The sequence below is a fragment of the Psychrobacter sp. ANT206 genome, from assembly GCF_056880555.1.
This window is the reverse complement of the sequence record NZ_CP096271.1, coordinates 2,281,938-2,308,403: the sequence shown is the minus strand read 5'-3', so window position 1 is coordinate 2,308,403 and position 26,466 is coordinate 2,281,938. Positions and strand designations below refer to the sequence as shown.

The window sequence follows — 26,466 nt, the reverse complement described above, 5'->3', positions numbered from 1 at the left end:
TCTTTTACCTTTAATCCGTCAGTAGTTTCAGGCTATAAAAAAACCTCTTAGACAATCTAAGAGGTTTTTTTATGATTTAAAATCGAAGCTGTGATTATGGATTATCTTTTTTCGATGATACCGCAAGCGACGCGATCACCGGCATTACCAGCTGGCTGACTGGTGTAATCATCAACGCCGCTATGCACGATAAAGGCTAGGCGATTGACGCTGTATTTACCAGCATCAGCGGCAGAAATTTTCTTATTCACATAATTGATAGTTGCGACACCATCTGCATTAGCCGTTAGATTAGGTAAGTCGCCTGCATGGCCATTCATGTCATCTGGGTTAGAGTGTGGCTTATTATCTGGATTAAAATGCCCACCTGCTGCTTTACCCATATTGCCACAGCTTCCTGTTTCATGAATATGTAGCGACACGGTCTGATCCGGCTGCAAGTTCATCAGCTTACCATATACTTGTACACCGCCATCAACGGGACGTAAAAACATTTGCCCGACTTCATTTTTATCACCACTAACAGCATTAATGGTCGATTTTAAAACAGGTTGGTTTAGAGGATTGCCTGTTTGCATCTGACCTTCTACCGTTTGGCAACCCGTCATTGCTAAAGCAGAACCACATAATAGAGCACTTGCAAGTATTGTCTTATTCATTATTATCTCCGTTTTAAATTTTTGTTTTTGATATCATCAATGATTTACTGTATCAGTATAGCTAGGCGCCTGAAGGAGTTATTCACTAAAAGCGCAACAATCGGTTAATAAATGTAAGTATCATATGATTTTTAAAAGAAGGTAACTTAAGTAGGATATCTTCCTATCATATTTGAAGGGATTTAATCCAAGAGAAAATAAATAGCAAATTTAAAAATCCTGAACAAAAAAAAGACCGTAACTAATATTACGGTCTTTTTCTTACGTTAACTTATTAATTGTGTAGCGCTTTACCTTTGGTCTTATCAACCGTTACTTTGGTAGGTTTAATTGGTACTGGCATACTGACCAACGCTACTTTTAATATCTCATCAATCGTCGCGACTGGCTGAATGGTTAAGCCTTCTTTGACGTTATCAGGGATATCGGCTAAGTCACGCTCGTTAGTATCTGGAATCAACACATGCTTGATACCACCACGATGCGCTGCGAGCAGCTTCTCTTTAAGACCACCGATACGTAAGATTTTACCACGCAGGGTAATCTCACCTGTCATGGCAATATCTGGACGAATAGCAATACCAGTTAATGCAGATACTAGCGCTGTCGTTAGCGCACCACCAGCAGATGGACCATCTTTTGGAGTGGCGCCTTCTGGCATATGTACGTGGACGTCAGTCGTTTTAAAAGTCTCATAATCAATGCCTAAGCTATCGCCACGAGCACGTACCACACTCATCGCTGCACGGATAGATTCTTTCATCACGTCACCGAGTGAACCGGTAAAGATAAGCTCACCTTTGCCTTTCATCGCAACCGCTTCGATAGTAAGTAGCTCACCACCGACTTGTGTCCAAGCAAGCCCAGTAATACGACCAATCTCAGGCTCTTCTTCCGCTAGACCATAGTCATACTGATGGACACCTAGATAGTCATCGATGTTTTTGTCATCGACCACGACCAGCTGACGTTCTGCTTTTTTCGGAGCGCGGGCGCCATGCGTTTCAACCGAACCGCGAACCACTTTACGGCAGATTTTATTCACTTCACGCTCAAGGTTACGTACACCGGCTTCACGTGTATAGCTACGCACGATGCTATGCAATGCCGCTTCTACAATCTCAATCTCGCCTTCTTTGAGACCATTATTTTTAATGGCTTTTGGCACTAGATACTTCTGCGCGATATTCACTTTTTCTGCTTCGGTATAACCCGGTAGGCGAATAACCTCCATACGGTCAAGTAGCGCGGCTGGAATATCCATACTGTTAGCGGTACAGATAAACATCACTTGTGATAAATCTAAGTCCATATCTAAATAATGGTCATTGAAAGTATCATTCTGTGATGGGTCTAGCACTTCAAGTAATGCTGATGCTGGATCACCGCGGAAATCATGCGCCATCTTATCGATTTCATCCAATAAGAATAGCGGGTTTTTGACTTCTACCTTTGCCAGTGACTGCACGATTTTACCTGGCATTGCACCGATATAAGTACGGCGATGACCACGAATCTCCGCTTCATCACGTACGCCGCCAAGCGCCATACGCACAAACTTACGACCGGTTGCACGAGCAATTGATTCGCCCAATGAAGTTTTACCAACACCCGGAGGACCGACTAAGCAAAGAATCGGACCGCGCAGTTTTTTCACTCGAGACTGTACAGCGAGATACTCTAAGATGCGATCTTTGACATCTTGTAAGCCATAATGGTCTTCGTCTAGGACAGTTTTAGCTTTATCTAAATTGATAGAAACTTTAGTCGTCGCATTCCACGGCGTGTCCAAAATCCATTCAATATAGGTACGCACTACTGAAGATTCGCTCGAAGCCGGTGGCATCATTTTGAGCTTTTTCATCTCTTGCTCGGCTTTTTTGCGCACATCTTCTGGCAAGTCAGCTTCATCAAGACGTTGTTCAAGCTCAGCCACGTCATCTTCACCATCGAACGCACCGTCATTCATATCTGACAGCTCGTTTTTAATGGCTTTCATCTTCTCGTTTAAGAAGTATTCGCGCTGATTGTCTTCCATTTGCTGACGGACAGCTTCTTGGATATCTTGTTCGATATTTTGCTCAGCACTTTGCTTGACCAAATATTCAGTCAAAGTGTTGATATGGGTTTTGATATCATTTTGCTCTAAAAATGACTGTTTGATATCAAGATCCATCGACACACGAGTTGAGATAAAGTAGACCAACTCAAGCAAATCATCGATACGTTTTGCAACGCGCGTTAGCTCACGCGCATTACGTAGACGTGCATCGGCATAGCTTTCAAACAGCGAGGTTAAAGCTTGAATCGTGTTTTTCTGCTGGCTTTCATCCATGCTGACATCAAGGTCTGCACGCTCAAAGCTTGCCATCAATAAATCATCATGACTCTCTATCGAATCAACACGAGCGCGATATTGACCTTCGATCAATACTTTGATGCAATTCTCATCGCTATCATGTGGCATGGTGCTGACGATACGACATACTGTGCCGTATTGATATAAGTTATCGTGATCAATGTCTTCGGTGAGCGAGTCTTTTTGAGCAACGACCAAAACCTTATTGCCGTACTCAGCTTGCGCCAATTCAACTGCTTTGACTGAAGGCTCACGACCGACAAACAAGGCAATTTGCATATGCGGATAAACAACGACATCGCGCAGTGCCAATAATGGCAGATAATCTTCAACAGCATCTTCTTTACTGTCTTTCGCAGTGTCATCTTCTTGAGCAGCGTCAGACGCTGACTTGTTTTCTACTGCGTTATCAGAAGAGGTTTCTAGCTCGTTCTGTTGCTCGTTTTCTAGTTCACGTTGCTGCTTGTTGTCATCAGCAACGTTAGGTGATACGTCGACATCGATGTCGATATTGTCTTTATCAATTTTATGTTCACTCATATATTCTTCCTCGTTCACCAGACTTGTAAAGTCAAGTTAGTGGTTCATGTTTAGATAAATGGTGCTGCTATATAAAATTGCAAGGCTCTGTTATCAACAGTTGAGAGAATATTGTGCCTTTATCTACTTTTTCTCTTCAGGCTATTTGGTTTTGCGCGTGGGTTTTAGTCATAAAATCAGGTAAAATAGCGCGCGTCTTAATCGCTCCGTTCAAATAGCAACTGTGTGGATTAAAGTGCTAGGGTTAAATAAATAGGTCAGCAATGTTGTCAATGGCAGGCTAAAAAATATAGGGTAAAGGGCGAGAATATGACCATTAATGCGGTACTACTGGCAGTTGTCATCATGCTAGGATTGTCACTAGCGCGAGTGCACGTCGTGCTCAGTTTGTTAATCGGTGCGCTGGCAGGTGGACTCATCGCTGGTCTCGGTATGACTGATACCTTGAACGCCTTTCAAGAAGGGATTAAAAACGGCGCACAAATCGCGCTGTCTTATGCGCTGTTAGGTGCGTTTGCAGTAGCAATTGCGCATTCCGGCTTGCCACAATCTTTGGCAGGGGCAGTGATTAAGCGCATTGATGCAGGCGGCACCAGTGGCATGATTAAATACATGCTGTTTGCAGGCCTTGTCACTATGAGCTGCTTTAGTCAAAACTTAATCCCCATTCATATTGCCTTTATTCCCTTGCTTGTGCCGCCATTATTATTGGCATTTAACCGCATGCATATTGATAGACGCCTGATTGCTTGTTTGATTACCTTTGGACTTGTCACGACTTATATGTTTATTCCTTATGGCTTTGGTGATATTTATCTCAATCAAATCATGCTCAAAAACGTTGGTGAAGCCGGTATTGATATCAGTAATATCTCGGTGACCAAAGCCATGGCGATTCCTGCTTTGGGTATGTTCGTGGGCTTACTGATTGCTGTATTTATCAGCTATCGTAAACCGCGTCAGTATCAGCAGCTAGCAATTGATAAAGCTGCGCATGATGAAGTGTTAGAAAGCGACGAGTTAAGCAAAACTGCGGCTACTGCACAAACACAAAGTAAAATGAAGACGCTAGTGGCGATTGCAGCGATTGTCACTGCTTTTGTCGTGCAGCTATATACTGATTCGTTATTGCTAGGTTCGATGTTTGGTTTTGGCGTCTTTATGGCGACAGGCGTCGTCAAATGGCGTGATGCCGATACGGTCTTTAATGACGGTATCAAGCTGATGGCGATGATTGGCTTTATTATGATTACGGCGCAAGGGTTTGCGGAAGTCATGAAAGCGACTGAGCAGATACAGCCATTAGTTGATGGAGCGGCATCGTTGTTTGCTGGTAACAAAGCGATGGCCGCATTTATTATGTTACTCATTGGTTTGATTGTGACCATGGGTATTGGCTCATCCTTTTCGACCATTCCAATTTTGGCAGCGATTTATGTCCCACTTTGTATTTCGCTTGGGTTTTCGCCATTGGCAACAGTAGCTATTATTGGAACGGCTGGTGCGCTTGGTGATGCCGGTTCTCCAGCGTCAGATTCAACATTGGGTCCCACCTCTGGTCTAAATGTTGATGGACAGCATGACCATATCAAAGACAGCGTGGTGCCAACCTTTATCCATTACAATATTCCGTTATTGATCTTTGGTTGGATTGCAGCGATGGTGTTGTAGGTGATTTGGTCAGCCCTTTAACTCAATCCAAGTACCCAACAAAAAAGACGCTTATCGGTAAGCGTCTTTTTTTTGCATTAGTTATAGGACTGTTAGAATAATTAAATTAGACGGTTATCTTAAGTACCGATATCTTGCTTTATACTTTCTATATTTTTGCGCAACAGGTACACGAAAAACAGCGTAATGAAGGGGTCATAAACACGATCTAGTCTCAAATCGCCATTGATGTATTCAACAATAGCCAACGCAAACAAAGACAGCAGAATAAAAGAAAAGCATTGAGATATAGGAACCAAAAAACGCAGAAAAGATGTGCTGCTAGAGGGCTTTATATGACGTATTTCAATATGGGTGCTAAGCGCGAAGGTATAAAATGCTGCAAGCGCTAGCAAAAAGGTTCTTAGTTCAGCAAAATCAAAGCCGTTGTAATCATAAATATAAGCCGCAGGCGTGGCCAAGAGTAATAGCACGAACAGATAAAAACAAACTTGTAGCGAAGCGGGCGACATAAACTCTTTTTTTACTTTGTCCACGATCAACGACCTATACTGTAATGATAATTATTTGCGATAAGTATAGTTTATAGGCCATGTAGAAACAATAGTTTGGCAATAAAAAGCAAGCGTCGATCAAATCAAACCACTCTATAACCGCGTTTCTTCAAATTGTGCTCTATCAGTTATATATGTGTTATTCATCGAAATCTTTTATCTCACCATTCAAGCTACTCAAAAACGCATCGCTTTGCGCGAGCAACTCATTTAAGCGTTCTTCATTGACCAGCCGTGTCATCTCATCAGAGCTAAACGGTTGCTCTTGACTGTAGTAGCGTTGCTCTCTAGTGTCCTCATTGCCTAATGTTTGCAAATACTCATCCACATGTTCAGCGCTAGAGTCTTTTTCAAACTGTTTATCGTCTTTCATTAAAACCACCTTATGCCGTTTGGCGTAATCAAGCCATCTAATGGCACATCCCACGGTTGACGGGCTAATTGTTCAACCACTTGAAAGTCATAACACCAGCCAATTTTTAATGGCTTTTTAGCGCCCGACCGATAGCTTTTGCCAAGCGTCGTATCATAGAACCCACCACCCATGCCCATACGGTTGCCGTTTAGGTCGACCGCCACCAGTGGGCAGATAATGACATCCAATTCGCGCGCCCAAAGTAGTCGACGATGATGGTTTTGCCTCATGCCCAAACGATGAATGCGAGTCGGTACGTTGACGAATTTAGAATGGTAAATTGGTACAAAACGTAATCGTTTGTCATTAGTGCCATCGCTAGTACGACCGAGCGAGCCGACGACTGGTAAATAAGGTAAATAGCCTAAGCGTTGACACCAATCAAGTAGTAGCTGGGTAGGTAGCTCGCCAAAGCCATCGTAATATAAGCCAATACGTGCGTTTTTTGGTAAGCGCTGTTGTAGTTTGCTCAAATGCAAGCTCGCTGCTTGCCCCATATTCCTACGCGCACTGCCAGTTAGTTGGCGTCGCTGGCGAGTAAAGTGTCGTCTGGGCGGGTTGCTAACGGCTGATTCCTCTGACGCTGCGTTTTTTGGTTCAGGATGCATATCTATACTATCCGCTAGTTTGTGAGTTTGATGATGACAGCTGCTTTTAGACGTTAGCAATGGCTATTTGTCAATATTCAACGGGTCGTAGTCATGCTATCATAACGCCACTTTACATCGTATTCTCCTTTATGTGCAGCAGCTGTTGCACTTTTTATCGTTCAGTTATTTAACAACAAACCAGTAAAGAGGGTAGTTATGTCGACACAGAATCAGGCAACTCGTACCGAAAAAGACACTATGGGCAATGTAGAAGTCCCAGCTGACGCTTATTGGGGTGCACAAACCCAACGTAGCCGCGAAAACTTTAAAATCGGTGGCGAGACCTTGCCGCGTCCGATGATTGAAGCGATGGCACTGGTCAAAAAAGCCGCTGCGATTACCAATGCGAGCCTTGAGCGTATCGAAGATGATAAGCGCGATTTAATCGTACAAGCTGCTGATGAAGTCATCAATGGTGGTCTAACCGACCAGTTTCCGCTAGTCGTTTGGCAGACCGGTTCTGGTACGCAGTCAAACATGAATATGAATGAAGTGCTTGCCAATCGCGCCAACGAAATCGCAGGGAACGCACGCGGCAGCTATACGCCGATTCACCCAAATGACCATGTAAATCATGCTCAATCTACCAACGACAGCTTCCCAACGGCGATTCGTGTTGCCGCTGCTCGTGAAATCAACGGTTTATTGATTCCAGCAGTAAAAGCCCTGCGTGATACGCTAGATGCTAAAGCAAAAGAATTCGATAGCATCGTGAAAATCGGTCGTACGCATTTACAAGACGCCACGCCTTTGACATTAGGTCAAGAGTTTAGCGGCTATGTTAGCCAACTTGATCATTCATTGGTACGTATTGATAATGCGCTACAAGGCTTGTATGAATTGCCATTAGGTGGTACGGCGGTTGGTACTGGTCTAAACGCCCATCCTGATTATGCGGTAAAATCAGCTGAGCAATTGGCGACATTGTCTGGTCTTCCATTTGTGACGTCACCGAATAAATTTGAAGCACTAGCTGCTCGTGATGCTGAAGTATTTGCTTCTGGCGCACTAAAAACGCTAGCAGGTAGCTTGAATAAAATCGCTAACGACGTACGTTGGTTGGCATCAGGTCCTCGTTGTGGTCTTGGCGAGTTGACGATTCCTGAAAATGAGCCAGGATCTTCTATCATGCCGGGCAAAGTCAACCCAACCCAGTCAGAAGCGATGACCATGGTAGTTGCGCAAGTCATGGGTAACGATGTCACTATCAGCATGGCAGGCGCGTCAGGTAACTTTGAGCTAAACGTTTATAAGCCAGTTATCGCGTTTAACTTATTGCAATCTATCAAACTGCTTGGCGATGCGTGCAACAGTTTCAACGAAAACTGTGCTGTTGGTATCCAGCCAGTAAAAGACAAAATCGATGACTTCTTGCATAACTCATTGATGCTAGTCACTGCATTGAACCGTCATGTTGGTTATGAGAATGCCGCGAAAATCGCTAAGACAGCTTATAAAGAAAATAAAACTTTGAAGCAAGTTGCGGTTGAGCTAGAACTGCTAACTGAAGCGCAGTTTGATGAGTGGGTTATTCCTGCTGATATGGTAAATCCTAAGTAAGCAGTAGACCAAATAATGACCTGCTACGGTGTCACACTTGCTTAATGTACGATAGGTACCATTTGTACTGCTAGTAGCATCATATTTGTTCCACTGAAAATTTAGAATAAAAGAAGACCTTATCACTTCTTATAGGAGAATGTGGCAAGGTCTTTTTTTGGTTTATATTTTTAAAGCTAGATCTACATCTTATATAGTGAATGTGATCTCAAAGATTGCTTATAGACTACTATAACTATTATCATATACATGCAGAATTTTGGAAAAAAAGACAATAACCTAAATCGGAGTAAACAATGATTACCCATGTACCTGATATGACTTTTAAAACTCGTGTTCGTGATGACTCTATTGGAGGAGACAACCCGTTCACATGGTATGATCTAACCACAGATGAGTTATTTGCCAATAAAAAAGTGGTTGTGTTTTCTCTACCAGGTGCGTTTACGCCAACTTGTTCGACCAGCCATCTCCCTCGTTATGAAGCGCTTTATAATGAGTTTAAGGCATTAGGCATAGATGAAATAGTTTGCATTTCTGTCAATGATGCGTTCGTCATGTACCAATGGGGTCTGAATCAAAACCGTGAAAACGTTTTCTTACTTCCTGATGGTAATGGTGAGTTCACTCGTAAAATGGGGATGCTTGTTGATAAGAGTAATGTTGGCTTTGGTATGCGCTCATGGCGTTATTCGATGGTTGTCGACAATAAAGAAGTTAAAAAAGTGTTTAAAGAAGCTGATTTTGGCGACAACTGTCCAATAGACCCATTTGAAGTATCAGATGCAGACACTATGTTAGCGTATTTAAAAAGTAATGCTTAGATTCTATTGAGAAGTTAGAAATAAAAAAGACCTTGTCACGTTATGTGGCAAGGTCTTTTTTTTACTATTTTAAAATTGCCTTAGAGATGATAAAAACCTAATTTTATATTTTCTAGTATTTTTATGAGTGAGAAAAATATGTTGGAATACTTATAAGAGAGTTTCCGCTTGCATCTGTTGCAGTATATTAAAGTTTTTAAATTATGAGGGTGGTAATATTATTGTATTAGAGTTTACTTTTACAAGTTATGAGGAAGATTGAATGGAAAGTGCATGGCTTGGTTTAGCGGGGGTACTAATTGGCGTTTTACTTGGAGAGTATTTCCACAGGAATAAACGGATTGAAATTTACTCTCAAAAAGTGTTCGATAAACGATTATCCGTGCATGAAGAGCTATATACAAGATTTGTTGAAGGTGGTGAAATAGTTTCAGAAGTAATGACAAACACAGCTTTGAACGAATTAGAAAGGAAATCTTTAGTTAGCTCAGTAATACATTCTCTTTGCACATTTATGGATGCAAATAGTTTCTATCTGAATGAGGTTATTATAGTTCAGGTCGCAACTGCGTATATGGGAGCTGAAAATGTGTTGAACTACGATGATGAGCTAAGTATCGCAACAGCAAAAGAAAATATTTATAAATCTTCCAAAGCCACAAAGGAAATAATACTTCAAGAGTCGGGAGTTACTGAAGTATTTAAACATTTCTCGACAGTGTCAAAATCTAAGCCTGATTCTGCTGTAATTAGATATTTCAGAAGCATCAAAAAATTAAGAGGATGATAGTTTAATGTTGGGTATGTTCAAGATTTTTTTATTTAATATGAAAAAGTAATATACCTCATATACTAAGGTGCCTCTCATGTGTTGATTTAAAGAGATACTCGTTTTATCGGTGCCCTAAGCACATCCTACATTTAAAGCTATTAAATAAAAAAGACCTTGTCACATAATGCGACAAGGTCTTTTTTAATAATAATCTAAGCTCAACTAGAACTTATATAGCAAACCAAGCGTCGTCGTAGCATCAGTACGCGAATCAACCATTGGACTGTCATATTGCTCATTTGGCAGATAACTTAAGCTTTGATTGGCAAAGCCCGCCCAGCGTTTACTGAAATCATAGTTGGCACTAACATTAATATAAGGATTCAAGCTTGAGTTGGCGGTATAAGCAGCGACGCCTGTTCTAGTTGACTCTGTATCACTTACCCCATAATAGTATTCATTGTAGTCGGCATCATTGTACTCAAATCCAACGCTTGGATAGACCGTTAGCTTGTTTTTGCTAATTTTACCAATATAGCTTAAGCGGGCAGTATTACCGCCGCTACGATCTAAGATATCTGTTGCGTATTGGGCACGAAAGCCACCAACCGGCGTCAGACGCGTATAGCTTAAGCCTGCAGCAGCAGAGGCTTTACGCTCATCAAGTCCTTTTAGTGCGCCAGTAGCATCATCAGGATCAAATGAATTGCCAGCAAGCTGAGCATAAGCAGCTAGCTGATTGCTGCCGTCATTGATAAGGTATACACCCGCTTGAGCACCGCGTGCGTAGATTTTATTATTGTCATAGAATGCGCCTGGCAATACTTTTATCTCGGTGCTTTCTTCCAAATCATAAGCAGATTTGACTGCCATGACGTTGACGCCGACGCTTAACTCAGCATCAGGATCTTTCGGTAGGTTTTTATTGAAGAGTGCTGCATTAGATAGGCTAGCTGCGCCAAGCATGGCAGTAGCTGTCAACGTGCTAAGCAAAGCACGCTTAAAAGTAGGGGATAGCGATGATGATGTAGACATGATTTGCTCTCATAAGTGGGTGAAACAAAGGGATAAAAATAGTAAAACTCGTAAGGATTTTTTACGTTATAGTCGATTCATCTTAAAAACGATACAGTGCTATTGGCTATAAATTTTTTGCAGCCTCTGTCACGCCTGCGAACAGCAAGCAAGAAAAAATTATAGCCAATAGCACTTTATTACAATCGTATCGCTTTTATTTTGAACTGACTATAGAATCCGTTAAATATAAAAGAGATATAGTCTAAACAGTACTTTGCTCAATGGCATTGAGCACTTCTATTAATTGCTGATGGATATCTTGCCACCACCACATAAAGCCAATGCTAATAAATAACATCACAATCCACGGCAGCAATTGCCAAATAAGCGCAGGTTTAATGGCTGCGCTTTTTTCATTCAGGGTTTCGTTAAGAGTAGGGCGAATAGGATTGGTAGGGTTAACAGTTACGTTTGAGTTTACACCACTATTATTATCTACATGACTCTCATTATGCAAACTGGCGTTATTTAAATGAGTGTTATTTAAGTGTGTATCATTATCAAAGTCAGTGTCGCTATTCACTGGCGTATTAATATAAGTGGTGTGATATTCGTTTTGTTGCTCACTTTGATAATGGGGTAAATAATCATTCTCGTAAGTGGCAATATTCTGTATGACAGCTACCATACGTTGACGATAGGCAATCGCAAAAGGCAGTGCAATGATAAGACCGGTAATCGCACCGCCAATGTGACCAGCATTGTCGATACCCGGCACCGCAAAACCATAGACTAAGTTGATGCCCATAATAAATATCAGGCTTTTAAGATTCAGCACCATACCGTTGACTGATATCTTAAACAGCGCGGCGATTAATAACGCTGCGCCAATACCCATGATACCGCCCGATGCGCCTGCAGATAATCCGGCTTGTCCTGTCCCATCCACAATACCTTGCCATGTGACGTAATTATTTAATAAGTTGCCACCGATTGCTGCCAGTAAAAATAGCGCCAAAAACTTCGCGGAGCCAAACATCGGCTCGGCAATTTGCCCAAAAAAGTACATGGCAAAACCATTAAACAATAAATGCATCAGCCCAATATGCAAAAACGCACTGCTCACCAAGCGCCATGGCTCATTATCCATGGTAAAAGGTAGGGCGTTGGCACCCCATTTTATCAGCGCTTCAGTTGAGGGATTATTGGCATCGACACCCGTTAATACCTGCATGATAAATAGCCCGATAAAGCTGACTAATAACAGGGTAGTGACGGGTGCTGTCTTTAATAATTGTTGAATGGTCATAACATTTAATTATCAATAAAAAATTATAAGTAGAGTATAAAGGGTATGGATAGTATAAAGAAAGCGACCAATAAGTCTAAGTAGCTATATCGTCTACGCTTACCAGCGCATCGGTGCTACGTATGGCAAGGCAGTTTTGAGATGCTCGTAGGTACCTTTGACTAAGATATCATCGCGCACTTCATTGATATCGGTATGACCGCAAAACGCCATGCTGATATCACATTCGTTATAAATCAGCTCAAGCGCTCGGCGGACACCATCTTCGCCATAAGCGCCAAGACCATAAAGAAAAGCGCGACCAATCATCGTGCCATTGGCTCCTAATGCCATCGCTTTGAGTACATCTTGCCCAGAACGAATACCGCTATCGAGCCAAACTTCAATCTGACTGTCTTCGGCACGCACGGCTTGTACAATATCGGCTAGAGATGAAATGGAAGAGGGCGCACCATCTAACTGTCGTCCACCATGATTGGAGACCACTAGCGCATCGGCACCGCTACGAGCTGCCAGTACAGCGTCTTCTGGCTCCATGATGCCTTTGATAATCAGCTTGCCACCCCACATATCTTTAATACGAGCGACATCATCCCAGCTCAGTGCCGGATCGAACTGCTCAGCTGTCCATGCGGATAGCGATGAGATATCCTCGACGTTTTTAGCGTGACCAACGATATTGCCAAAGGTGCGACGCTTGGTACCCAGCATATTCATACACCATTCTGGCTTGGTCATCAGATTTAAGATATTGGCAAGCGTCGGCTTTGGCGGCGCAGATAGACCATTTTTGATGTCTTTATGACGTTGACCGAGTACTTGTAAGTCGGCGGTCAGGATGAGCGCTGAGCAATTGGCCTCTTTTGCACGGCGAATCAAATTGGCGATAAAGTCCATATCACGCATCATATATAGCTGAAACCAAAATGGCTGGCTGGTATGGGTGGCGACATCTTCGATAGAGCAAATACTCATGGTCGATAGGGAAAACGGTACGCCAAACTTTTCTGCTGCCTGTGCCGCGAGGATTTCTCCGTCTGCCCACATCATGCCAGTAAAGCCTGTTGGCGCAATCGCAACCGGCATTTTTACTGACGTGCCCAGCATTTCGGTGGCAAGCGAGCGTCCTTCCATATTAACCAATACCCGCTGACGCAGTTTGATACGATCAAAGTCAGTTTCATTATTGCGATAGGTGGTCTCGGTCCATGAGCCTGAGTCGACATAATCATAAAACATGCGAGGTACTTTGCGCTCAGCAACCCGTCGTAGGTCTTCAATTTCAGTAATTTTGCTCAAATTTTTCATAAGGTCTTCCTTGTTGCTTATTTGGTAACCGTTTATTAATTATGATGCTGCGGTCATTCATTTTTTGTCGTTAATTATTAGATAATATTATCTTAACCATGACATAAAACTGACGCTATCATAGTTAGTATAATAGCGTCAGTTCAAGTGCTGATTGTGGATTCACATATTTGCTAGTACAGCTAACTCATGTTAAGCAACGGTTTTTTTACTCGTCATTGCCATGATGCCAAAAAATGCGATTGGCCAAATGACAGCCAATATCCACCACCACATTTGACCGAAAATAATACCCATACCGATCAATCCTGCCTGAATCACATAGTATGTCATTGCGACTAAGGTTTTGCGAATAACATAGCCTTCTTTATCCATCAGACCAACCACCGCGCAAGCAGCAACGACGTTATGTACCGCAATCATATTACCCGCTGCGCCACCGACCGCTTGCAGTGCTACTACTTGTGCAGCAAGATTGACATCTAAGCCAATTTGACTAGCGGTTGACCACTGAAAGTAAGCGAACATCATATTACTGACGGTATTTGAGCCTGCAATGAACGCACCCAGCGCGCCAATCCACGGAGACACGAGTGGCCATGCATTTTGAAAGGCACCAGCGGCACTCTCAGCCAGTAAGATGGGCATAGCGGGTAGCGAATTTGCGACTTCAGCAGCTGACCCGGAGTTGATGAATACTTGTACCATCGGTACCGAAAACAGCAAGGCTGGTGCGGCGGCTACCATGGTTTTTGCAGAACTACTCCAACTACGTTTGACGGCTTGTCCGTTCATTTTGAACAACAAGATAGAGATTAAGGCAACAATAATTAGAATGATACCTGGAGAATAGGCAAGTTGGATTTTACTAGAAATAGTTGTACCAAAAAGATTGGTAAATTGTATAGTGGTCAAATCTCCAGTCAAAAACGCCTTCAGCGGTGCAATGACTCGAGTGATGATTAGTAGACCAATAACGATGAGATAAGGAGAAAATGCCCGAACCAAAGAAAATCTTGGTGCAATAGAATCATCAAACTTTTCTTCAGGTAACGAGCCGAGCCAGTCTTTATCCCATTTAGCGCGGGGCGCAAAATCAAAAATCTCTTTAGGCATCAAGAAGCCGCGCTTTGCTGCAGGAAGCACAATCATAAGACCGATAAAACCGCCGACCAATGATGGGAACTCAGGACCTAGGTATCTAGCCACTAAATAATAAGGAACGGTAAAGCAGAGACCAGCAAAAATTGCAAAAGGCCATACTTTGAGCCCTTCAACGAAGGAGCGATTTTTACCAAAGAACCGAGTCAAAAATCCACTCAAAAGCAACGGAATTAGAAAACCCACCAGCGCATGTATCAGACCGATGTTACCCGCAATTTGTAATAGATAGTTTTCAGTTGAGAGTGGCGCAATCGCTTGCGTTATATCTGGCTTATCATTGATACCAGTCCAAACGCCAAGTAATACTGGCGTACCAACGGCACCAAATGATACGGGCGTCGACTGAATAATTAACATAGCCATAACTGATGCCATCGCTGGGAAACCTAAAGCGAGCAACAACGGTGCACCGATAGCAGATGGCGTACCAAATCCTGATGAGCCTTCTATCAGCGAGCCGAATAACCACGCCACAATGATAACTTGAACGCGTCTATCGGGCGAGATATCCATAAAGCCTTTACGAATAGCGACAATAGCGCCCCCTTCCTTCAAAGTATTCAGCAATAAAATAGCCGCAAATACAATAAATAAAAGCGTGAGTGCGACGATGATGCCGTTTACAGTCGCGGCTGCGACTTGGGCGCCACTGGCTTGCCAAACGAACAACGCTAATAGCGCGGTTACTAAATAGGCAACGCCCATAGAAATCTTGGCAGGAAGCCGCAACATTACAAGCAAAACGAGTACTACCAGAATAGGCGCTAAGGCCAAAAAAGTGTACATAATAAACCGTCCTTGGTATATGTAGTTGAAGTCATCTTTGAAATATCATTGAAGGATATTTCTTTTTTGTTTATCAGTATTAAGCCAAAAGAAGCCCGTAGTTTTTTGGTGCTGCGGGCGTCATTCAAATGGCAGTAGAGAACTTATTTCAAAAATTAGCTGAGACCTTGTATTCTTTATTAATGTAGTTAAGAGCTGATTATGATTGTCCTTTACAATCCGCTTAACTCATTATAGTTGGTTTTATTGTGGGTCTAACAATTCGATCCAATGCTTGACTGGGACGGACGCATGGCTGCCTAAATGCAATTGGCATCCGATATTGGCTGTCACAATCTGATCTGGGTTATCGATGGTAAGATCATTGATTTTATTGGTGAGTAGTTGCTGGCTAAGCTTAGGCTGAAGGAGCGAGTAAGTACCAGCAGAGCCGCAGCATAAATGTCCGTTTTGGGTTTTAGAGAGCTCAATCCCAGCGCGTTGCAATATCTGCTCAACATGACCGCCTAACTGCTGAGCGTGCTGTAGCGAGCATGGGCAGTGGACAGCGGTCTTACGATTCGTCTGTTTTACTACCAACTTCTCTAAGTCCTCTTTGATCAAAATTTCACTCAGGTCTCGGGTCAGTGCACTGATACGCTTGGCTTTAGCTGCATAAGCGTCGTCATGTTTGAGTTTTTCGCCGTACTCCTTGACCATCGAGCCGCAGCCTGAAGCGCTGATAACAATGGCTTCAGCCCCAGCCTCAATATATGGCCACCACGCATCGATATTGCGCCGCATAAACGCAAGCCCTTCTTCATGAGCAGGTATGTGATAGCTCACAGCGCCGCAACATCCGGCATCTGGCGCAGCAATCAAGCTGATGCCTAGTTTATCAAGTACTCGGGCGGCGGCATTGTTGGTATTGGGGGTGGCAGAAGGTTGGGCGCAGCCCTCTAGCACCAGCATTTGACGCGAGTGTTGCTGTGAGGGTCGCGGGCGGGTGATTTGCTTAACAGGGACTTGGGCTTTTAAGTCGCGAGGCAAAAAGGAGCGAAACAGTTGTCCGAGTCTTAAGAGAAACCCAAATCGGTGCGGATAGGGCAACACCTTTCTGATAAGCCAGCGTTTAAGACTTTGATCGGCAGGTCGCGACAGCTGTTCTTCCATAATATCGCGGCCGATTTCAGCCAAGCGGCCATATTTTACCCCAGAGGGGCAAGTGGTTTCGCAGCTACGACAAGTCAAACAGCGGTCTAAATGAAGTTGGGATTTTTCGCTAACCTCACCAGTTTCAAGCATTTGTTTTAGTAAATAAATACGACCGCGAGGACCGTCACGCTCATCGCCAAGCTCTTGATACGTGGGACACGTGGCATTACAAAATCCACAGTGAACGCAAGTGCGCAAAATATCGTCGGCTTCTTGAATATCTGGGTGATCCAGATATTTTATATTGATTTGAGTTCGCATTACGACTTCCTTGTCATCGAGCTAATTTACATCCAGCTGTATAAACGATTGGGATTGAAAACACCATTCGGATCAAAGGCGTGTTTGAGGCGTTGGTGGAGCTTTTGGAGCGCCTCAGACTGAGTATGAAAGACCTCCTGACTCCTGTCACCACCGCGATAAAGGCTGACCTGACCACCTGCAGCCTCAGCGAGCGCTTCTAATTTGTCCACGGTAAAGTCGCCACGAAGCCAGCGCTGTGATCCTCCCCAATCAATCAGCCAATCTTCCTCTGGTAGCATATGCGCCGCGCTACTTTTTACAGAAAACCGCCACAATGAGGACGCGTCTAAGAAATAATCCAATTGCTGCTCACGAAGCATTGACCAAAACGCATCTGTATCCTCTAATATTGCGCCTTGCCACTGGTTGACAGTGCTGTCTACCGCACTTCGCGCGCCGGCCAAGCGCAAATACAAATGATTGTCAAACCAACAAGCCCCTGTCAAGGGTTTGGATTTTCCTGAGAGACGGTTCATGGTCTCAATAGCCTTTGCAGCGTCCATTTCCTGCTTAATAGTCACAGTGGCAGCAGGCTTAGGCATGACTTTTAGACTGACTTCAGTGATGATACCCAGAGTGCCCATCGCGCCTGCTTGCATCCGTGAGACATCATAACCGGCGACGTTTTTCATTACCTGACCGCCGAAGCGCAGTTCTTCTGCATGCCCATTAATCAGGCGAATGCCTAAGACATGGTCTCTTATTGAGCCGCTCCAAGGTCTTGCTGGGCCTGATAAGTGGCAAGCCAATGTACCGCCCAAGGTTGCTTGTCCGTCAAATGTCGGTGGCTCAAATGCTAAGCACTGATTGTGTTCTGCTAAGGCGCTATTAATCTCAGTAATTGAGGTTCCAGCACGAGCAGTCAGCACCAATTCGATCGGCTCATAACTGAGAATACCTTTGTGCTCGCTAAGGCTGATGGGGTCGCCTATTGGCTCACGTCCCATAAACTGCTTACTGCCCCCGCCCATGATTTGTAGGGCTGTGCCGTCATGGCTGGCTTGCATTACTCGCGCAATCAGCTCTTGACTGATGTCTGTCATGCCAGATCTCCTTGCTGTGGTTGAGAGTCATGGTTGTGTTGCGTTCTGTCAAGGGTACGGTACTCTTGACAGCGCTTGAGCACTGGAATGCCCTTACCTGGATTTAGCGTACCGATTGGGTCAAAGGCGTGCTTGATTGCATGAAATTGTGTCAGCTCTTGATCGTTAAACTGAATCGTCATTTGGCGGATTTTTTCGACGCCAACCCCATGCTCACCAGTTATGCAGCCGCCTACCTTGACGCAAAGCTCTAAAATACGGCTGCCGAACTCTTCAGTGCGCTCAAGCTCTCCTGGGACATTGGCATCAAATAAGATAAGCGGGTGCAAATTGCCGTCCCCAGCATGAAACACGTTGGCGACGCGCAGACCGTATTCATCTGAGAGTTTTTGCATTTCGGTTAGAACATGGGCAAGTTGGCTACGCGGAATAGTGCCATCCATGCAGTAGTAGTCAGGGGATATTCGTCCGACAGCGGGGAATGCAGATTTTCGACCTTTCCACAATAAGGCACGCTCCGCCTCACTTTGTGAGACACGTGTTGTGGTTGCGCCAAGATCGATAAACAGCTGCTCAACCTCTGCAATCTGTTCTTGAACTTCCGCCTCGCTGCCATCTAACTCACACAGCAGCAAAGCTTGGGCGTCAATTGGATAGCCTGCATGAGCAAACGCTTCGGCGGCTATGATGGCAGGGCTATCCATCATCTCAAGTCCGGCTGGAATAATACCTTTGGCAATCACGCCGCCGACCGCATCCCCTGCGGTCTGAACATTATCAAAAGCGGCCATAATGACCTGAGCCTTTTCAGGGCTAGGTAGCAGCTTGACCGTCACTTCAGTAATCACCCCAAGTAGACCCTCAGAGCCAGTAATCAAAGCCATCAAATCAAAGCCGTTGCTATCAAGACCTTCACTACCAATGGTAATGAGATCCCCCTCGACTGTGACCATCTCAACTTTTAATAAGTTATGAGTGGTCAGACCATATTTGAGACAATGGACGCCGCCTGAGTTTTCGGCGACGTTGCCACCGATGGAGCAGGCAATCTGTGAGGAGGGGTCTGGGCCATAATACAAGCCATATTGTCTAGCCGCCTCACTAATAGCAAGGTTACGGACACCTGGCTGCAAACGTGCGCTACGGGCAAGTGGATCAATATCAAGGATATGTTTAAATCGTGACAACACCAATAAGACGCCATCAGGGTTGGGCATTGCGCCTGCACACAAACCCGTACCGGCACCGCGCGCAACCACAGGGATTTGATAGCGATAACAGATTCGCATGACCTCACAAACTTGCTCAACGGTTTGTGGGAGCACCGTAATGAGTGGCATATCGCAATATACCGATAAGCCATCACACTCAAAAGGCTTTTGAGTCTCCTCATCATTGATCACGTACTGAGGCTCAATAAAATCGCGAAATAGCTCTACTAAAGCAGCTTTATCAGGTCTTTGGCTCTGATTCATGGTGGCATTCCTTTGCTCACTAAATTGTCGACACTCACTGCATTATTATACAGATGACCTTAAGCTTATAATAAAAAGGGAAAGATTAGCTATCAATATATTGGTTAAAACTGAATAAAATGATATGTAATGTTTTGAATTAGTAAGAATTAAGCTTGTTTGCGGCTGTATTGAATAAGCGAGCAGGGGCTGTCAGGGTTACAATAAACGCTGTAAATCCAGTACTGAAAATGGATAATCTAAGCGTTTTGTCGGTGTCAAGATGACGGGAATAGTCGTCGCAAAGGCCATCATAAGCGGCTCAGAGAAATCGGCAATATCGACAGGCTCGTAAGTAACGCGTTGCACCACTTGTAGCTGTGTTATCAGCTGTGCAGCAATATCACATAAATGACAACCTGAGGTGCCGAGTAGCCACCATTTGGTTATATTTTCAGGAGAACCAAGCTCAGGTTTTTCTTCAATCATATGAGCACGCAATGTGCTTATATTATTATTCTCGTACATAGCTACTCTCTTATATTAATCCTAAAGGCAAAGCTTACAAATCCAACGTTCATTTTTGCTGATTTTTCACGTGTACTCATATGACATGATAAAGAAGTGGGGTAAATAATGACAGCGATTGTGAGATTAGGTAAGATGAGCTGCTATTTATAATTGCTGACCTATATTGCTAGGCTAAGCGCTCCTTACTTCCTCTAACTATCTTATCAATCACTTGGACAACACGCATGACAAGTTTTGGCAAATTTATCAAACGACTCTTATTGGCATTGATGGTGTTGGTCGTCGCATTCCATGTGTTGGTTGCAGGGCTGCTGTTAATTTGGAAAACGCAGCCGATTAATAACAGCATGTTTATGCTCACCCATCGCATTACGGGCGGTGATGTTAGCCAAACTTGGGTTGAATATGACGCGATTGCCAAATCTGCGAAGCAAGCTGCGATTGTCAGTGAGGATTCAACGTTTAGCCAGCATAACGGCTTTGATATGAAAGGCATTAAGGCGGCACAGAAAAAGAATGAAGCGACTGGCAAGATGTCGGCAGGCGGCTCAACCATCACTCAGCAATTGGCTAAAAATCTGTTTTTGACTTCGCATCGCTCTTATACGCGTAAAGCTGAAGAGGCTGTTCTCACCATAATGATTGAGACATTGTGGGATAAGCAGCGGATTTTGACCGCGTATTTGAATGTAGCAGAGTTTGGCAATGGTATTTATGGTGTTGAAGCGGCAGCGCAGTATTATTTTGATAAATCAGCTGCTAATCTCAATCGTGATCAGTCAGCCTTATTGATTGCCATGCTGACCAATCCAAAATACTATGAAAGTCATCAAAGCGACAAACGCCTGCGTAATAAACAACGTATCATCAAAAAACGTATGAAAAATGCTGTATTGCCACAGTCTGCTTAAATGTAGCTAGAATTAACGGTAACAATAGAATAATAATTAAAAAGTATAGTATAAAAGTGCTGATAGGATAAGATTGATATAAAAATGATAGCAGTTTGATAACAGTCATAGGAGTGGAGCGTGGTAGAGATGGATAATAAGCACAGTAATAGTGATAAGACCGCTGATGTTATTGAGACATATATTGATGCGAATAATGATGTCAATATAGAGAGTGACACAGATAAAGTAGACGGTGCCATTAATACCAGCAATCCTCCTACCGATGAAAGCCTTATTAATCCGTATGGTAACCAGGCTTTAACCGAGATTGATTGGCAACGCTCGGAAGATGGCAATTATTCACCCAGCAGCTATATCAATCGTGACTTGTCTTTATTGCAGTTTCATCTGCGGGTCTTAGCACAAGCGGCAGATCCCCACCATCCTTTGCTTGAGCGTTTATTCTTTTTAATGATTTTTTCATCCAATATCGATGAGTTTTTTGAGATTCGCGTTGCTGGTATCATGCAAAAGCTCAATCTGGGAGATGTGTCGACCAGTGTACATGGTATGCGTCCTAGTGAAATTCTTAATGAAATATCAGCGGTGACTCATGATGCCATCGCTGAGCAATACCGTATTTTAAATGAAGATATCTTGCCAGCACTGGCGCTTGAGGATATTCGTTATTTAAAGCGTGATGAGTTGAATTCCGAGCAATCCGCATGGATGAAGCGCTATTTTACTGAGCAAGTATCGCCGGTATTAACACCTATTAGCATTGATCCTGCGCATCCATTCCCGCGCTTGGTGAATAAAAGCTTGAACTTTATTGCGACTTTAGAGGGCAAAGACGCCTTTGGTCGCGATATCAATTTGGCTATCGTACCTGCGCCGCGTAGCTTGCCGCGCGTGATTCGTCTGCCTGATGAATTGACTGGTGGCAAAGAGCATCATGTGATGCTATCAGCGATTATCCATGAGCATATCGGTGAGCTATTCCCTGGTATGAATGTCACCGGCTGTCATCAGTTTAGACTGACGCGTAATGCGGATTTGGACTTGGCAGATGATGTTGATGACATTGCCAAAGCCTTAGAAGGTGAGCTTGAAAACCGCCGCTTTGGTGATAAAGTGCGGCTTGAAGTCACTACTGAATGCCCAACGCCAATTAGTGATTATTTGCTTAATGAGTTTGAGCTGCATGACAACCAATTATACCGCGTCAATGGACCTGTCAACTTAACGCGGCTGCTTTTCGACTTCAATATTCCAGCCTTGCGTTATCAGCCCTTTACGCATGTGATACCAAAACCGTTTCGCCGCGAAGTCGACAAGCTTGATAAAGCAACCAGTATGTTTGCTGCCATGCGTAAAGGCGATGTATTGGCGCATCATCCGTTCCATGCGTTTTCGCCGATTATTAATTTACTTTGGCAAGCTGCCAGTGATCCAAAAGTATTAGCGATTAAGCAAACGCTTTATCGTTCAGGTACCAATTCAGAAATTGTCAAAGCGCTAGCCGCAGCAGCACGTAATGGTAAAGAAGTGACAGCAGTCATTGAGTTACGCGCGCGTTTTGATGAAGCGTCTAATATTGCTGTTGCCAACTATTTACAAGAGGCAGGGGCAGTAGTGGTCTACGGTATTGTTGGCTACAAAACCCACGCTAAACTTATGCTCATCGTGCGCCGCGAAGAGGGGAAAATGCGCCGTTATGTGCATTTAGGCACGGGTAATTATCACGCAGCAAATGCTAAAGTCTATACCGATTATGGATTATTCAGCGCGGATCCTGATATCTCAGAAGACGTCCACAAGATATTCCAAGAGCTGACCGGCATGGGTAAACCTGCTAATCTCAAAAAGCTATTGCATGCACCATTTACCTTGCATGATAAATTGATGAGTTTTATCGATGATGAGATTACTCATGCCAAGGCGGGCAAGCGCGCTCATATTATTGTTAAAGTAAACGCCTTAACCGAACGTCGTTTGATTGATAAACTATATGATGCGTCACAAGCAGGGGTCAAAATTGAACTGATTTTGCGCTCCATATGCTGTCTGCGTCCGCAAGTGAAGGGTCTGTCTGAGAATATCACCGTACGTTCTGTTATCGGTCGTTTTTTGGAGCATACTCGCATCTATTACTTCTATAATGATAGTAATGAGCGCTTGTACTGTGGCAGCGCCGATTGGATGGATCGTAATTTGTTCCACCGTGTAGAGGTAGCGTTTCCGATTGAAGATAAAAAATTGTCTAAACAAATTTATCAAGATGGACTATTGAGTTACCTCCAAGACAATAAGCAAGCGTGGATACTCAGCGGTGACGGTAACTGGCAACGAACCAAGCCAGCGGCGGATGAAGCGCCTCACATTGCTCAAGAGCATTTATTAAAGGTGATTAATCGTGTTGGCGAGCCGGTATAACTGTCTTGTTTATTAGCGGTTATTAAGTTGGTTAATCTCATTTAGTATTTTTAATGTTATCCAATTTTTTCAACAAATATAACAGCCAAGCATAGGGATTACTCTGTGCTTGGTTTTTTTTGCCTACCAATCCTGCTTTCTGGTTACAAACTGTCTGGTAAGCTCACACTTATTCACATATTTATACGGCAGTACACTGGTGAGCGTATCAAATTTATTCTTATAATTAGATAGATAGATATAAAAATTCACCCTTATGACGTATCTCAATAAGAAAACAGGATTTCACCATGAGTCACACCAACAATAATAGCTCAGATATCAAAAAAGCCGCTGAGGAATCAGACAGCCAGCAGATTGAGAAAAATTTAGAAAATGGCAAGCCAGTTGATGCACCAGAATTATTAACAGAAGAAGAGCAAACTTCTTTTATCAACGATGATTTACGTACAGACAAATAGTTAGCAAAAAATTATTGAACTCCATACTACTAAAGCGAGGGAAATGCCATGTCACATGATAGTCAGTCAGACAATATTCAAACTAACAACATGCACCCAAATAATGAAAAGCCCGTATCCGTCAACGATCCAGCGAAGCTGCATCCAGATAATCCATCGGACAGTTATGAAGGTCGTAAGCACGAACCCGAAATTGATGGACCTCAGCAGGAGTCGCAGGAGACGGATGAGATATACGCTGACCCACGCAAAGAAGAAAATCTGCCTCCAGGTGGAAAAAATGTTGGCGATCTAAACGCCTATGATTTATCGCAAAAAGGCAATGAATAGTTTTTCATCGTCATGACTATCTAAACTCACATACAAATGATTATTGTCAGATGTCAGATGATAAAGAAATAACAAGAAAGATAAATTAAAAATAAGGATATTACGATGGAAACGAAAGATCCGGCATTAACCAAAACGCTTCTCAACAGTAATGATGGTCATATCGAAAATACGCCTGCGCGCACGGTCGACACCAGCGCAGCTCATGATAATACGGAAAAAAGCACCGAGACATTTCAAGAAACAGTCATTGGCACTAGATATGCGAGCGATGATATCCAGCATGGTGACCATACACATGAAGACATTCATCATCATAGTCATAACGTGATGTCTACCGATGATAGTATTGAAAATCATACCACTATCAATAAAGGAACAGATACGTTCCAAGAGAGTGTGGTAGGCTCAGAACATGTTAATGATGGCGATAATGCTGCCCGTCAGCCAGACCGCCGCGATCAAGAGGGCAATGCTTTTGATGATGGTATCAATGAACATACCACTATTGATCAAGGGGCTAAGAGCGAAGGCATAAACGATTTAAATCGCTATGCAAATATTGATAATGCTCAAACCCGTGTGTTAAATCCAGATGAAAAAGATATTTAAAACATTCAGTCAATTCAGATAACTTGAAAAAGGTGCTGCAAGTAATCACGTATGATATGTCGCTTGTAGCACCTTCTTTTGTTTTATTGATAACATAGTCGATTCAGTTTAAAAAGAACACCGTACTGCTGGGATAAATTTTACGAAGCCTCTGGAGTGCGAAGCGCACAGCAAGCGAGAGACATTTATCCCAGCATAATGCTATTCTGAGCGTAATTCTTTTATATTGAACTCACTATAGATTTAATAAATTAGAGAGCAATAGGATCGCCGCTATGAAAGCGCAGCTCAGTATCTGGAGTTGATATCAGCTCTGCTTCTACTTCTTTAAAGAATGCCACACGCTCATCGATACTGTCATCAGACAATGACTGCGCCAGTGCCAAATAATCCTCAAAATGACGGCTTTCTGATTTTAATAAATAACGATAGTATTTTGCCAAACGCTCATCATTGATAACCTCAGAAAGTGCCGCAAAACGCTCACAAGAACGTGCTTCGATAAATGCACCAATAATCAGCACATCTACCATTGCAGCGGGTTCATAAGTGCGCTTGTGTTTTAGCATCCCTTTGGCATAGTGTCCAGCACTTAGATATTTCCATGCTTGCCCGCGCTCATTCATAATGCCGAGCACTTGCTCATAGTGCAGCATTTCCTCACGTATCAATTGTGCCAATTTACGCTGTAAATCATAAGAGAACCCATAGCGAAAGATGAGATTCATCGCGGTACCGGCGGCCTTTTTTTCACAATTGGCATGGTCTTGAATAATCAGCGGTAAGTTATTAACAGCGGCGTTGACCCAAGCTTGTGAGGTTCGTGCGCCCAAGAAATCAAAAATAGGCGATAAATCTACCTTTAGTGGCGTGCTGAGTTGGGTGATAGAAATGATATCAACGCTATCATTACTACTGCTATTTTCAGAATCTATTACAGATTGACTCCCTACTGTAGTTGAAGGCTCAGATTGCAAATTAGAAGTAGTTTTAGGTATGGATGTATTTTCTTGGTTTATGGTCATGGTTTGCTTAGACTTTATCGATGAGTGGATGAATAAAATAATGAAAAAAAGTAGATATATACGCGCTATATGTATTTAAATTCTTCAGACTACTTTGATATGATAGATAACCATTATGCATAAATTAATATCGTAATGATTACTTACAGTTTATACTTGTGAGTAACTCAGGAGGATAGGATAGCAAGATAATCGCTGCTAACGTATATGGTATATAAACTATCATTTATCTACAGCATAAGCATTTATTTACTAAATGGGGTTTCCTTGTTTATTGCCTTATTTGGTAGTAGGATAATATTTTGCTTTTAACGTATTTTGTCTTACTATTGCTTGTCAGCTGATAGCAGGTAGCCAATAGTATATCAACTATCAATCGCGTCTCAAAATCTAAGGTTTATAGCCTATCTTTATGTAAAACCTATCTAGATAATACAATGTTAAATACCGCTCAAATAATGACAGCCGATGTAACGCAGCAGTAAATTTACTTGGCTTGTCGCTTATTTATTACTTTGCAACCCTGCTTTATGCGCCCTTTTGCATGGCTGTGTACATGGACGAGGTATGTTTTAGCAGCCCAGTATCAACAAATC

At 43.1% G+C, this 26,466-nt stretch carries 23 protein-coding genes; 9 read left to right on the top strand and 14 right to left on the bottom strand.

Going from position 1 to position 26,466, the window contains the following annotated elements; translation table 11 throughout:
* Positions 1-101 precede the first annotated feature (101 nt).
* Together M0221_RS09560 and lon are read right to left on the bottom strand one after the other, a co-directional pair.
* Complete coding sequence (locus M0221_RS09560; protein WP_483283683.1) at positions 102-659, bottom strand: superoxide dismutase family protein; 558 nt, start codon at positions 657-659, stop codon at positions 102-104.
* Positions 660-933: 274 nt separating this feature from the next.
* On the bottom strand, positions 934-3,558 hold the full coding sequence (gene lon / locus M0221_RS09555) for an endopeptidase La (RefSeq protein WP_483283682.1): 2,625 nt from the start codon (positions 3,556-3,558) through the stop codon (positions 934-936).
* Positions 3,559-3,867: 309 nt separating this feature from the next.
* Here lon and M0221_RS09550 point away from each other — a divergent pair, with 309 nt between their 5' ends.
* Entirely contained in the window at positions 3,868-5,229 is a 1,362-nt protein-coding gene (locus M0221_RS09550) for a Na+/H+ antiporter family protein (protein WP_483283681.1), read from the top strand.
* A gap of 119 nt (positions 5,230-5,348) precedes the next feature.
* Here the strand turns inward: M0221_RS09550 and M0221_RS09545 are convergent, their stop codons facing one another.
* The 3 genes from M0221_RS09545 to M0221_RS09535 form a co-directional block, all read right to left on the bottom strand.
* Positions 5,349-5,765, bottom strand: coding sequence for a hypothetical protein (locus tag M0221_RS09545; RefSeq protein ID WP_194619170.1), 417 nt, complete (start codon positions 5,763-5,765; stop codon positions 5,349-5,351).
* 157 nt (positions 5,766-5,922) lie between these two features.
* Positions 5,923-6,156 carry a hypothetical protein gene (locus M0221_RS09540; protein ID WP_483283680.1) on the bottom strand — a complete coding sequence of 78 codons (234 nt, stop codon included), beginning with the start codon at positions 6,154-6,156 and terminating at the stop codon, positions 5,923-5,925.
* Positions 6,156-6,806 (bottom strand): 5-formyltetrahydrofolate cyclo-ligase, encoded by a 651-nt coding sequence (locus M0221_RS09535; RefSeq protein WP_483283679.1) that lies wholly within the window; start codon positions 6,804-6,806, stop codon positions 6,156-6,158. The genes M0221_RS09540 and M0221_RS09535 overlap by 1 nt, the downstream gene beginning before the upstream one ends.
* 198 nt (positions 6,807-7,004) lie before the next feature.
* Between M0221_RS09535 and fumC the strand changes: the two genes are divergently transcribed.
* The 3 genes from fumC (at position 7,005) to M0221_RS09520 (ending at position 10,019) form a co-directional block, all read left to right on the top strand.
* The gene (fumC, locus tag M0221_RS09530; RefSeq protein ID WP_483283678.1) at positions 7,005-8,408 is read left to right on the top strand and encodes a class II fumarate hydratase; all 1,404 of its coding nucleotides are present in this window, start codon (positions 7,005-7,007) and stop codon (positions 8,406-8,408) included.
* 296 nt (positions 8,409-8,704) lie between these two features.
* Positions 8,705-9,232 (top strand): redoxin family protein, encoded by a 528-nt coding sequence (locus M0221_RS09525; protein WP_483283677.1) that lies wholly within the window; start codon positions 8,705-8,707, stop codon positions 9,230-9,232.
* Between the two features lie 262 nt (positions 9,233-9,494).
* Positions 9,495-10,019 carry a hypothetical protein gene (locus M0221_RS09520; RefSeq protein WP_483283676.1) on the top strand — a complete coding sequence of 175 codons (525 nt, stop codon included), beginning with the start codon at positions 9,495-9,497 and terminating at the stop codon, positions 10,017-10,019.
* A 207-nt stretch (positions 10,020-10,226) separates the two neighbouring features.
* Here the strand turns inward: M0221_RS09520 and M0221_RS09515 are convergent, their stop codons facing one another.
* From M0221_RS09515 to M0221_RS09480, 8 genes are all read right to left on the bottom strand, one after another.
* On the bottom strand, positions 10,227-11,039 hold the full coding sequence (locus M0221_RS09515; protein WP_201530942.1) for a MipA/OmpV family protein: 813 nt from the start codon (positions 11,037-11,039) through the stop codon (positions 10,227-10,229).
* A gap of 244 nt (positions 11,040-11,283) precedes the next feature.
* Positions 11,284-12,330: a rhomboid family intramembrane serine protease gene (locus M0221_RS09510; protein ID WP_483283675.1), complete on the bottom strand. Its 1,047-nt coding sequence runs from the start codon at positions 12,328-12,330 to the stop codon at positions 11,284-11,286.
* Between the two features lie 99 nt (positions 12,331-12,429).
* Entirely contained in the window at positions 12,430-13,638 is a 1,209-nt protein-coding gene (locus M0221_RS09505) for an alpha-hydroxy acid oxidase (protein ID WP_483283674.1), read from the bottom strand.
* A gap of 192 nt (positions 13,639-13,830) precedes the next feature.
* On the bottom strand, positions 13,831-15,588 hold the full coding sequence (locus tag M0221_RS09500) for an L-lactate permease (RefSeq protein ID WP_011514208.1): 1,758 nt from the start codon (positions 15,586-15,588) through the stop codon (positions 13,831-13,833).
* Between the two features lie 243 nt (positions 15,589-15,831).
* On the bottom strand, positions 15,832-17,043 hold the full coding sequence (gene glcF, locus M0221_RS09495) for a glycolate oxidase subunit GlcF (protein ID WP_483283673.1): 1,212 nt from the start codon (positions 17,041-17,043) through the stop codon (positions 15,832-15,834).
* Positions 17,044-17,069: 26 nt separating this feature from the next.
* Entirely contained in the window at positions 17,070-18,128 is a 1,059-nt protein-coding gene (gene glcE, locus M0221_RS09490) for a glycolate oxidase subunit GlcE (RefSeq protein ID WP_483283672.1), read from the bottom strand.
* Entirely contained in the window at positions 18,125-19,603 is a 1,479-nt protein-coding gene (locus M0221_RS09485; protein WP_483283671.1) for an FAD-linked oxidase C-terminal domain-containing protein, read from the bottom strand. Before M0221_RS09485 ends, glcE begins: the two co-directional genes overlap by 4 nt.
* Positions 19,604-19,801: 198 nt before the next feature.
* Positions 19,802-20,110, bottom strand: coding sequence for a glutaredoxin family protein (locus tag M0221_RS09480; RefSeq protein WP_483283670.1), 309 nt, complete (start codon positions 20,108-20,110; stop codon positions 19,802-19,804).
* A 227-nt stretch (positions 20,111-20,337) separates the two neighbouring features.
* Between M0221_RS09480 and mtgA the strand changes: the two genes are divergently transcribed.
* The 5 genes from mtgA (at position 20,338) to M0221_RS09455 (ending at position 24,845) form a co-directional block, all read left to right on the top strand.
* A complete protein-coding gene (gene mtgA / locus M0221_RS09475; RefSeq protein WP_201530930.1) occupies positions 20,338-21,024 on the top strand; it encodes a monofunctional biosynthetic peptidoglycan transglycosylase in 687 nt (228 codons plus the stop codon).
* Positions 21,025-21,153: 129 nt separating this feature from the next.
* A complete protein-coding gene (gene ppk1, locus M0221_RS09470) occupies positions 21,154-23,442 on the top strand; it encodes a polyphosphate kinase 1 (RefSeq protein WP_483284777.1) in 2,289 nt (762 codons plus the stop codon).
* Between the two features lie 290 nt (positions 23,443-23,732).
* Positions 23,733-23,903: a hypothetical protein gene (locus tag M0221_RS09465; protein ID WP_181209802.1), complete on the top strand. Its 171-nt coding sequence runs from the start codon at positions 23,733-23,735 to the stop codon at positions 23,901-23,903.
* A 48-nt stretch (positions 23,904-23,951) separates the two neighbouring features.
* Positions 23,952-24,233, top strand: a complete 282-nt coding sequence (locus M0221_RS09460) for a hypothetical protein (protein WP_011514201.1) — start codon at positions 23,952-23,954, stop codon at positions 24,231-24,233.
* A 105-nt stretch (positions 24,234-24,338) separates the two neighbouring features.
* A complete protein-coding gene (locus tag M0221_RS09455) occupies positions 24,339-24,845 on the top strand; it encodes a hypothetical protein (RefSeq protein WP_483283669.1) in 507 nt (168 codons plus the stop codon).
* 251 nt (positions 24,846-25,096) lie between these two features.
* On the opposite strand, the gene M0221_RS09450 is transcribed toward M0221_RS09455, so the two are convergent.
* On the bottom strand, positions 25,097-25,870 hold the full coding sequence (locus M0221_RS09450) for a MiaE family protein (RefSeq protein ID WP_483283668.1): 774 nt from the start codon (positions 25,868-25,870) through the stop codon (positions 25,097-25,099).
* Between the last annotated feature and the right edge of the window lie 596 nt (positions 25,871-26,466).

Coding starts and splice junctions, on each gene's coding strand:
- M0221_RS09560 (WP_483283683.1), bottom strand. CDS start 659: ATGAATAAGACAATACTTGCAAGTGCTCTATTATGTGGTTCTGCTTTA.
- M0221_RS09465 (WP_181209802.1), top strand. CDS start 23,733: ATGAGTCACACCAACAATAATAGCTCAGATATCAAAAAAGCCGCTGAG.
- glcF (WP_483283673.1), bottom strand. CDS start 17,043: ATGCGAACTCAAATCAATATAAAATATCTGGATCACCCAGATATTCAA.
- M0221_RS09550 (WP_483283681.1), top strand. CDS start 3,868: ATGACCATTAATGCGGTACTACTGGCAGTTGTCATCATGCTAGGATTG.
- lon (WP_483283682.1), bottom strand. CDS start 3,558: ATGAGTGAACATAAAATTGATAAAGACAATATCGACATCGATGTCGAC.
- M0221_RS09485 (WP_483283671.1), bottom strand. CDS start 19,603: ATGAATCAGAGCCAAAGACCTGATAAAGCTGCTTTAGTAGAGCTATTT.
- mtgA (WP_201530930.1), top strand. CDS start 20,338: ATGACAAGTTTTGGCAAATTTATCAAACGACTCTTATTGGCATTGATG.
- M0221_RS09500 (WP_011514208.1), bottom strand. CDS start 15,588: ATGTACACTTTTTTGGCCTTAGCGCCTATTCTGGTAGTACTCGTTTTG.
- glcE (WP_483283672.1), bottom strand. CDS start 18,128: ATGACAGACATCAGTCAAGAGCTGATTGCGCGAGTAATGCAAGCCAGC.
- M0221_RS09510 (WP_483283675.1), bottom strand. CDS start 12,330: ATGACCATTCAACAATTATTAAAGACAGCACCCGTCACTACCCTGTTA.
- M0221_RS09455 (WP_483283669.1), top strand. CDS start 24,339: ATGGAAACGAAAGATCCGGCATTAACCAAAACGCTTCTCAACAGTAAT.
- M0221_RS09535 (WP_483283679.1), bottom strand. CDS start 6,806: ATGCATCCTGAACCAAAAAACGCAGCGTCAGAGGAATCAGCCGTTAGC.
- M0221_RS09460 (WP_011514201.1), top strand. CDS start 23,952: ATGTCACATGATAGTCAGTCAGACAATATTCAAACTAACAACATGCAC.
- fumC (WP_483283678.1), top strand. CDS start 7,005: ATGTCGACACAGAATCAGGCAACTCGTACCGAAAAAGACACTATGGGC.
- M0221_RS09520 (WP_483283676.1), top strand. CDS start 9,495: ATGGAAAGTGCATGGCTTGGTTTAGCGGGGGTACTAATTGGCGTTTTA.
- M0221_RS09525 (WP_483283677.1), top strand. CDS start 8,705: ATGATTACCCATGTACCTGATATGACTTTTAAAACTCGTGTTCGTGAT.
- M0221_RS09505 (WP_483283674.1), bottom strand. CDS start 13,638: ATGAAAAATTTGAGCAAAATTACTGAAATTGAAGACCTACGACGGGTT.
- M0221_RS09480 (WP_483283670.1), bottom strand. CDS start 20,110: ATGTACGAGAATAATAATATAAGCACATTGCGTGCTCATATGATTGAA.
- ppk1 (WP_483284777.1), top strand. CDS start 21,154: ATGGATAATAAGCACAGTAATAGTGATAAGACCGCTGATGTTATTGAG.
- M0221_RS09515 (WP_201530942.1), bottom strand. CDS start 11,039: ATGTCTACATCATCATCGCTATCCCCTACTTTTAAGCGTGCTTTGCTT.
- M0221_RS09450 (WP_483283668.1), bottom strand. CDS start 25,870: ATGACCATAAACCAAGAAAATACATCCATACCTAAAACTACTTCTAAT.
- M0221_RS09540 (WP_483283680.1), bottom strand. CDS start 6,156: ATGAAAGACGATAAACAGTTTGAAAAAGACTCTAGCGCTGAACATGTG.